Origin of the sequence: Dietzia sp. B19 (assembly GCF_014145155.1) — a bacterium.
GTDB classification, from domain to species: Bacteria; Actinomycetota; Actinomycetes; order Mycobacteriales; family Mycobacteriaceae; genus Dietzia; species Dietzia natronolimnaea.
Genome location: NZ_JAALED010000014.1, coordinates 1 through 9,152, shown reverse-complemented (window position 1 = coordinate 9,152; position 9,152 = coordinate 1). Strand labels below are relative to the sequence as shown.

The window sequence follows — 9,152 nt, the reverse complement described above, 5'->3', positions numbered from 1 at the left end:
GTGGGCGCGCGGCCGGTCCTCTACCCGCGGGGCCAGCTGCTCTCCGTGGATCAGCACGCGCCCCCGGACCGGAGGATGGAGACCCGCGGCGCAGCGCAGCAGCGTCGATTTCCCTGAGCCCGAGCGGCCCGCCAGGGCGACGAGTGCCCCGGTCGGCACGACAGCGTCAAGTGGGCCGATGGGAGCGGTGTACGGGTGGGCCACGGCGAGTGAGTCGAAGGACAGGCCGGCAGGTGTCCATGCCGGTTCGGGTGCCTGGCGCGTCGCCCCCCGGCCCTCGTCCGCCGGCGGCGCCCCCTGTCTCAGGCGACCGTCGTCCACCGTCACGACTCTCCCCCCGACCGCGCGCGCCAGGCGGGCGTCATGGGTCACCAGGACGAGAGTTCTGCCCGCGGTCACGGAGAGGATTAACTCGGTGAAGGCCCGGGCGGTGTCCGGGTCGAGTCCGGCCGTGGGCTCGTCGAGCACCACTAGACCCGGGTCGACGGACAGAGCCCGCGCTATGGCCACCCTTCGCCGCTGACCACCACTGAGCTGACCCGGTCGGCGCCGCAGCCAGTCCTCGTCGACGGGCAGGCCCAGTTCCCGCGCGTAGTTGATGCCCAGTCCCGGGCGGGCCGCGTTCTCCTCGGTGAGCTGATCGATCCGGCGCCACGGCGTCAGGGCAACGCCCGGGTCCTGGTCGACGAAGCAGCTGCGACGACGCAGCAGGCGGACCTGCCGGGCGCTCGCCCCCAGTGCGTCCACGCCGTCGATGGTGACAGCACCAGAGGCCACGCACAGGCCGGGGGAGAGGTCGCCGAGAAAGGAGCGGGCGAGGGTCGACTTGCCGGCTCCGGACGGTCCCACCAATACCAGGCGTTCGCCGGGTTCGATGTCCAACCGCGGTACCTCAAGACGCGGCGAGCCTGTCCGGTCCCAAATCACCAGGTCACGTACGGAGAGGGCGGAGGCGGTCACCATCAGATCGTTCCGTGCCCTTCCCTATCGGCGAGCAGCGCGGGCGGCACCGTCAGTAGCGCGATCCCTATCGCGGGCACGATCACGGACCACGGGTTGAGGGTCACCCCGGCGATCGAATCCCGGACGGTCGACGCCCAGTCGTCGCCGCCCCCACCCAACCCGCCGCCGAGGAACGCCAGCGTGCTCACCAGGTAGACGGCGCTGGTGAAGCGCACGGACAGCTCGGTGAGCAGCGGGCGGGACAGGCCCGGGACAACCTCCCGCACTGTGACATCCAGTCGCGTCCGTCCCTCCGCGCGCGCGACCTCGACGAACCCGGAGTCGAGAAGGGGTGCGCTCGCGGCTTCCAGATATCGCGAGCTCACCGGAATGAACAGGACTGTCGTCACCGCCCCCACGACCACGGCCGAGCCGTTTCCAGCCGTCGCCACAACCAGGATGATGAGCACCGGGGGGAGGGTGACCAGCACGTCGGTCGCAAATCGAACGACCGGCCGCAGCGGGGGGATCCAGGCGAGCGTGAGGCCGATGACGGCTCCTGTCGCGGTTGACAGGAAGGCTGCCGTCACGGAGATCGCGACGAGCGGCAGGTTGCCGTGAAAGGCCCGCGCCAGGACGTCCCGTCCCAGCCGGTCGGTACCCCACACCGCATGGTCCTGGGTGAACGCTCCGCCGGCCACGCCGTCCGGGTCGGGAAATCCGAGCACCGGCGCCACGAAGGGGCCGAGTAGCGCGACCGCGAGGCCCGTCGTGAGCAGTCCGACGAGGAGTGCGCGGACGAGGTGCGCGTGTGTCACCGGAGCCACCGCCGGGGTGCGGACTCTGTGACCAGATCGGCGATGGCCAACGATGTGGCGGTGACTCCGGCCGCGATGGTCACCAGGGTGGCGACTGGGACGGTGTCGCGGTTCGCGATGAGGGTGACGAGCAGGCTACCGGCTCCCGCGTAGCCGAACGCCACCTCGACGACGAGTGACGCGCCGATGAGGCCGGGCACGGCGAGTGCGCAGAGCTGGACGATCGGCCCTGTGGCACCGGGGAGCAGGTGCCGCATGAAGACGGCCAGTGGCGGGATCCCGGCCAGTCGCGCTGACCGGACATGGGGTCGTGCGGCCTCGGCGGCCACCACGGCACGGACCGTTCGCTGAAGCCACGCGCCGACGGCCAGCCCGGCGGTGACCGCCGGGAGGATGAGTATTTGCGGCCGGTCGAGCGGGCTACCACCCAGCGGGACGAGCGAGACCGGGGGAAGCAGCCCGAGTTGGATCGAGAGAACCGTCACGAGGATCACCGCGAGGACGAACTCGGGGGTGGCGAGTAAGACGGCTGCGAAGAGGGAGGTCGTCCGGTCTGTGCGGGACCCGGCTCGGGCGCCGGCGATCATCCCGCCGCCGATCCCGGCCACCGCGGCGACAGGGATCGCCGCGAGCAGGAGTAGACCGGTCCGAGCCAGTGGTTCGCTGATCTGGTCGACGACCGGGATGCCCGAGGCCGAGAAACCCGGGTCACCCCGGACCAACCCGCCGAGCCACTCGACAAAGCGCTCGGCGACGGGGATGTCGAGTCCGAGTTCGGCTCGTCGGCGGGCGAGCCAGGAGGCGTCGGTGGTGACGAACGATGCAGTCGCGGCATCTCCGGGCAGCGTGTCGACCAACCAGAAGGCCAGCACGACGGTGACCGCGAAGGTGAGGAGAGCCTGGGCGATCCGCACCCCCGCTCGTCTGGGCTCCATCAGTCGGCGCGGGACCCGAAGAACGGCGCGGACTGGCTCGAGGGGACGTCGCCGGCGGCGTGTGTTGTGCCGTTGAGGAACGGTTGGTAACCCCAGATGAGCTGGCCCCCCTGCTCGGACACCTCCACGGCGAGCTCGGAGACCGCCGCCTGGCGTTCGGCGTCGTCGGTGATCGCCGCGGCGTCGGCGAGACGCCGGTCCCAAGCCGCATCGGCACCGAATCCGTCGAGGTTGAAGCCGCCCGCGGTACCCGTGGTGAACGGCAGTGCGGTGGCCGTTGACCGATTGACCCAGTAGATGGAGAACAGGGGGAGTTCCATCAGGGCCGGGATGTCAGCGAAGTAGGCCGCCGGGTCCCGACGGTCGAGCGTGAGGGATAGTCCGGCTTCGCGGGCCTGGGTGACCAGTAGCTCGGCGGCGTCGTTGAGGCCGGGGACCACGTCCGAGGTCACCAGGGTCAGCTCCTCGACCCCCGCCTGCTCGAGGAGGGTCCGCGCACGGGCCAGGTCGCGGGTGACCTCGGAGAGGTCTTCGGGGTAACCGCTGATGCCCTTGCCCAGGACGTCCTCGCCCACGACAGCGCCCTGGCCGAGGACGGTGCCGACGAGGCTCTCCCGGTCGACCAGCAGCTTGAACGCGGCGCGCACCCGCTCGTCGTCGAACGGCGCGACGCGGGTGTTGAGGATGAGCCCCAGAGCCTTGGAGTCCGCCGGACCACCCTCGGTGATCCGGGCCGGTTCGGTCACCGTGCGCGCGGCGGTGACCGGGAGGTCGTTGGCATAGTCGACGTCGCCGGAGACCACAGCGCGGGCTCGAGCATCGGGGTCTGCGATCGACCGCACCTCGAGTCGGTCGATGCCGACACCAGGGTGATGGGGGTTGGGCGTGAAGACCCACCCGTCCTCGGCCGATCCGGACTCGAGGACGAAGGGTCCCGAGCCGACGCCGCTCTCGGGGTCTCCGCCCTTGTACACCGAACTCTGCGGAGCCAGGACTGCCTCGACGAAGTCGGCCCGCGGCGCGCTGAGGTGTAGCTCCACGGTGCGCTCGTCGACCGCGCGGGATGCCTCGGTGTCGAGCGGGGCGAGGAAGGATCCGGCCATCGGGGAGGCGGCCGTGTAGACCAGCGAGGCGAGCGCGTCCTCGGCGGTCACCGGCGAGCCATCCGAGAAGGTGGCATCGGGCCGGAGCCGGACCGTCCACACATCGGCCGCGTCGTTCGAGGTGATCGACTCGGCCAGTTGGGGTACCGGCTCGTTGTCGAGGAGGACGACCAGAGAGTCGTAGACCGCGAAGATGCCGACCCACGCTCCCGGTGAGGTCGCTGCGGCGGGGTCGAGCGTGTCCCCCGGGGAGACCATCGCCGCTACGCGGACGGTGCCCCCCGCTCCGGTCGAGCCGGAGCCGTCCTCGGCCCCGTTTGCGCCCCCATCCTCGGTGGCGCAGGCGCCCAGGGTGAGTCCAGCGCCGGTGACGGCACCGGTGACGGCGATGAGACGGAGGAAACCGCGGCGATCCATGAGCGTGGTGGTCCTTAGGTAGGTGCGTGGTGATGGGTGGGGAGGGGCCGCGTCAGCCGAGACCGGCCTGGATGCGGAAGAGGTCCTGGTCGATCCACAGACCCGCGGCTTGCCCGGCGGCGACGGCGCGGGCCACGAAGGCGAGCGGTACGGGGTCATCGCGACGGCGGGCGCAGTCACCGGCGGCAAACACGCGCGGGTCCGACGTGCGCTGTTGCCAGTCCACCAGGATGTGCGCGCCCTCGGTCTCGACATCGAGTCCCAGAACGGAGTGCCGCGGCAGTTCGCGGGGGGTGTGGAACACCGCTCCGAAGGTGAGGTCCTCGCCGCCGGCCGAGACCGTCAGAGCACCGTCGGTCCCGGTGACCTCGGCGACGGCACGGTGATCGACGACGATTCCGTTGCGTGCGAGGGTCTCGTGGATCTCGTCGGGAACGGAATGGCCGTTGGCGAGCAGGGTGACGTCGCGGGAGAAGTGGGTGGCGAGATAGACCGCCTGCAACCCCGGTTGGGCGGGGTTCTCCGGGGCGTCGGTGAGGACGGCGAGCCGCCGCCCGTCGACCTCGTGGCCGTGGCAGAACGGGCAGTGGAAGACCCCCTGACCGAAGCGCTCCGCCACTCCGGGTATCCCGCTCACGTCGTCGCGGACTCCGGCGGTGAGCAGGAGTCGCTCGGCCAGAAACGATCCGCCGTCCGAGGTCTCGAGACGAATCGGCGTGTCGTCGTCGGTCACTTCGAGCCCCGACACGGTGGAGTGCACGATCTCGACGTTCGGATGGGCGGCGACCTCATCCATCCCCACACCGCGCAGCTGCTCGGGAGGCCGGCCGTCGAAGCCGAGGTACATGTGCATCTCGGTCGCGGGGGCATTTCGGGGCTGCCCTGCGTCGACGAGCACGACCGTTCGCTTCTGGCGGCCCAGCACGAGTGCTGCGGTGAGACCGGCCGGTCCGGCACCGATCACGGCGACCTCGACGGCCGGCGGGGTGGGCGATGACATGGCGGCTCCCTGGTGGTTGTGCGAGGACGTGCGGTCGTCCCCTCTCGCACTGGGGAGACGAGCAACGACTGTAGAGACTCTATTGATAACGAGTCTCATTATCAATAGAGTCGTCCGAGTGGCGCCGTGGCCCAGTCCGGACGGCGACTGCTCCCGTGTGAGTGAGAGGTGGGTTATGCCGTCGAATCGGTCCGTAGTCGCAGCTGCCGTCTGCGACGTCCTGGAGGTCGACTCGGTGGGGCCGGGAAAACTGGTGGACCTGGGGCTGGACTCTCTCTCGGCGGTACGGCTCCAGCGACTGTTGGTGGAACGGACCGGGGTGAGGATCCCCCTACGGGACTTCGTGGGAGACATCGACCTCGAGTCGCTCGAGCGGAGTTGTGCGGCCGCGCGGTTGTCGGCAGTGACGTCGGCGGCGGTGGTGCCCGCGGGCGAGGGCAGGGTCGACGATGAAGGGAAGTCCCCCGTCGACTCAGTGGACCGGGAGTCGGTCCCGGATACGTTCGCCCTGAGTCCCGTGCAGAGCACCTACTGGGTCGGCCGAGGCGACGACTATCCTCTCGGCGGGGTCTCGACCTACTTCTACTCCGAATACGAGGTCGTCACGCCTCCCGGTACGGACGCCCTCTCGACCGTCAGTGAGCTCGAGTCGGCGTGGAACCGTGTGGTGGCCCGTCACCCGATGCTGCGTGCGGTGGTCGGTCGTGACGGCGCCGGTCGGGTACTCGACGACCCGGGGGCACATCGGTTCGAGATCGTGGATCTGCGCTCGGTCTCGGAACCGCAGGCGGACGAAGAGCGGGCGCGGCAGGACCTGTCCCACCGTCGCGCGCCCGCCCACAGATGGCCCGTGCACACCCTCGCCACCGTGCTGCGCCCGGACGGATCCGTGGTCCAGTGCGTGGGTTTCGACGTGTTACTCATCGACTTCCCCAGCATCCGACGAGTTCTCGACGAGTGGGGCTCGGAATACCGACACGAACGTGGGGGTGCGGCCGCGCCGGGGCACGGGGTGGTCCCCCCACCCGCCGTGCCGCGCTCCGAGGCCGCCGAGCGCGACGCCATGGAGTTCTGGAGAGGGAAGGCGCACGACCTGCCGGGTGGACCGTGGGACACCGCGCATCTGCGAGCCGAGCAGCTCACACCCCCGCGCTTCCGGCGATCGGAGGGTCGGGTGGACTCCGGCGCCTGGGAGGATTTCCGCTCAGCGGCCCGTGCACACGGTGTCTCGCCCGCAGGAGCGCTAGCGGCGTTGTTCGCTCTCGCCCTCCGGCGCTTCGGCGCCCGTGACCGCTTCTGCCTGGTCACAACCCTGTTCAACCCCGAAGCCCGGGATGAACCGGGCGTGGGGGACACCACCCGGACCGCCCTCCTCGACACTGCTCGGACGCAGTGCGCCGAGGGGTTCGTCCACTACGCCGTGCGCGTGACCCGCAACTTCTGGGATGCGGTGGACCATTCCGCGGTACCGGCGTCGCGAGTGGTCGGCGAGCTGCTCGGGCCGTCGACCGGCATCCCCGAACACCCCGTCGTCTTCACCTCGTCCATCGGGGACCGCGCCGGGGCACGCACGGACGTCTGGCTCGGCCGCCGCGGGTTCGGGGTGTCCCAGACTCCTCAGGTCCTCCTCGACGCCATCCACTGGGAAGAGGACGACGAGCTCGTCCTGGCCTGGGACCACGTGGTCGGGGCGGTCGACGAGAGCATTGTCGACGGCATGCGCCGTGCGGTCCAGGCGGCCGTCGAGGTGTTGGCCCGCGACGAGGCCGCGTGGACACGACCGGGATTGTTCCTCGACCCCTGGGTCCGCACCCCGAGGGCGCGACCGGTCTCCTACGCCACCGGCCCGGGTCTCCACGAGCCGGTGCTGGCGGTGTTGGACGAGGACGGAACGCGGCGGGTGGTCTCGCAAGGGGACCGAGTCGCGGATGCCGACGAACTCGCGTCCATCGCGGCGTGGACCCGCGGTGAGCTGATCTCCCGGGGCGTCTCACCCGAGGAGCCGATCCTCGTCCAGCTCGGCAAATCGGTGGAACAGATCGGCATCGTCCTCGGGATCACCTCGGCGGGCGCCGCGTATGTGCCCGTCGACCCGGCGTGGCCGCTCACCCGCGTTGAACGTATCGCCGCCCGCGCCGGGGCCCGGTTCGCCTTCGCCGCCGAGGGGACGTCCCTGCCCGGCGGGGTCACTGTGATTCCCGCCGTGATCCAACGGCCGGTGGACGATGCGGTCCGTCCCGATCTCGCCTCTGTCGAGGGGACCGGGCTGGCGTACACGATCTTCACCTCGGGCTCGACAGGGGAGCCCAAGGGCGTCGCCATCGAGCACGGTCAGGCCAGGACGACGATCGACGATCTGGCCCGCCGGTTCGAACCCGGTCCGACGGATGTGGTCCTGGGCTTGTCCGCATTGAGCTTCGACCTGTCCGTGTGGGATATCTTCGGCGGCCTGTCCGCCGGCGCGCGACTGGTCCTGCCCGAACGCGGGTCGGAGGCCGATCCCGAGCAGTGGCTGCGCACTATCGAGACCGAGGGCGTGACGATCTGGAATTCCGCACCCGCACTGGCCGAGATGCTCGCCGATTATGCGGAATCGGATCCGGAGCGTGCACGCACGGCGCTGGGTTCGCTCAGGCTGGTGATGATGTCCGGCGACTGGATCCCGGTGACGCTGCCGGATCGACTCCGCGACCTCGCACCGCATGCCGTCGTCGTGAGCCTCGGCGGGGCGACAGAGGCCTCCATCTGGTCGATCCACCACGTCGTCGGTGACGTCCATCCGCAGTGGCCGTCCATTCCCTACGGCACGGCGCTGGACGGACAGTGGTTCCGAATCCTCGACGGCCCGGACGGGGAACCGGTTCCGGTGGGCGTCGCGGGCGAGTTGTTCATCGGCGGCCACGGCGTGGCACGCGGGTACCTGGGGGACGAGGAACAGACCGCGGAACGGTTCCGGGTCCATCCCCTCTACGACGAACGCCTCTACCGCACCGGCGACGAGGGGATGTGGTTGCCCGACGGGACCATCCGGTTCCTCGGCCGCGTCGACCGCCAGGTCAAGGTGAACGGCTACCGCGTCGAGCTCGGCGAGATCGACGCCGCACTCACGCGCCTCGACGGAGTACGAGCAGGAGTCTGTAGCGCGGTCGACGGCCCCGGCGGTGGCAAGCGCCTCGTCGGGCACGTCGCCCTGACCCCGCAATCCGGTCTCGACCAGCGTGCTATCCGCGCCGCCCTCCGGAACGCGCTGCCGGCGTACATGGTCCCCACCGCTGTCATGATTCACCGGGAGCTACCGGTGACGGCGAACGGCAAGATCGACCACAGAGCGCTTCCCAACCCGTTCTCCACCGCGTCGCCGACCCCAGGGACGGACACCGCCGCGCAGCCTGAACTGGCGCGGCCTGAAGCCGCGCAGCCCAGCCCCGTGCAGCCTGAACCCGAGCCGTCTCCTCCCGTGGCACTTGCTCCTATCGGGTCCGACGACACGCGACACGATGAGTCCGACGGAGCGCGCCTACAGGCGGGTGCGACAGGCACCGCAGTTCTGGTGCCCGAGCTGGCAGCTCTGCTGCCGGACGACGTGGATCCGGCTCTCGAACCGCTGGCTGCCGGGCTGGACTCACTCGCCGTGGTGCGCATAGCGAACCTCGTCGAGGACCTCACCGGCTCCCGGCCGGACCTAGAGGAACTCTTGGCAACACCGTTGGGCAGGATCCTCCGCGAAGACTCGGACCAGGGGCTCGGGCTCGAGCCCGGGACCCAGCCCGCTCAGACTGCCGCGGTCGTCGCAGCTCCCGCCACGCCCGCCACGCTCACCGTGCCCGCCACGCCGGTCGCGCCCTCTCCCGCCGCCCGGGCCTCGCACGAGTCGGGCACGGACCTCCTCGATATGGCCCGTGCCGGATCCGGCGTGGAGGTGACGATCGCCGCCGGA

At 70.5% G+C, this 9,152-nt stretch carries 6 protein-coding genes; 1 reads left to right on the top strand and 5 read right to left on the bottom strand.

From position 1 onward, the window contains the following. The 5 genes from G6020_RS00745 to G6020_RS00725 all read right to left on the bottom strand — a co-directional run. Positions 1-882 (bottom strand): ATP-binding cassette domain-containing protein (locus G6020_RS00745; protein ID WP_182609327.1); only part of this gene is annotated, 882 nt, incomplete at its 3' end. An 80-nt stretch (positions 883-962) separates the two neighbouring features. Beyond that, positions 963-1,760: an ABC transporter permease subunit gene (locus G6020_RS16815; protein ID WP_182609326.1), complete on the bottom strand. Its 798-nt coding sequence runs from the start codon at positions 1,758-1,760 to the stop codon at positions 963-965. After that, the gene (locus G6020_RS17395) at positions 1,757-2,674 is read right to left on the bottom strand and encodes an ABC transporter permease (RefSeq protein WP_194307917.1); all 918 of its coding nucleotides are present in this window, start codon (positions 2,672-2,674) and stop codon (positions 1,757-1,759) included. The genes G6020_RS16815 and G6020_RS17395 overlap by 4 nt, the downstream gene beginning before the upstream one ends. A gap of 20 nt (positions 2,675-2,694) precedes the next feature. Next, a complete protein-coding gene (locus G6020_RS00730) occupies positions 2,695-4,215 on the bottom strand; it encodes an ABC transporter substrate-binding protein (protein ID WP_182609324.1) in 1,521 nt (506 codons plus the stop codon). Positions 4,216-4,267: 52 nt separating this feature from the next. Continuing rightward, positions 4,268-5,215, bottom strand: coding sequence for an NAD(P)/FAD-dependent oxidoreductase (locus G6020_RS00725; RefSeq protein WP_182609323.1), 948 nt, complete (start codon positions 5,213-5,215; stop codon positions 4,268-4,270). A 175-nt stretch (positions 5,216-5,390) separates the two neighbouring features. Here G6020_RS00725 and G6020_RS00720 point away from each other — a divergent pair. Next, positions 5,391-9,152, top strand: a 3,762-nt coding sequence (locus G6020_RS00720; RefSeq protein ID WP_182609322.1) for an amino acid adenylation domain-containing protein, incomplete at its 3' end; no start/stop codon positions are given.

Bases quoted from the DNA above. Each gene is read 5' to 3' on its own strand.
- G6020_RS00730 (WP_182609324.1), bottom strand. From the start codon at position 4,215: ATGGATCGCCGCGGTTTCCTCCGTCTCATCGCCGTCACCGGTGCCGTC.
- G6020_RS00725 (WP_182609323.1), bottom strand. From the start codon at position 5,215: ATGTCATCGCCCACCCCGCCGGCCGTCGAGGTCGCCGTGATCGGTGCC.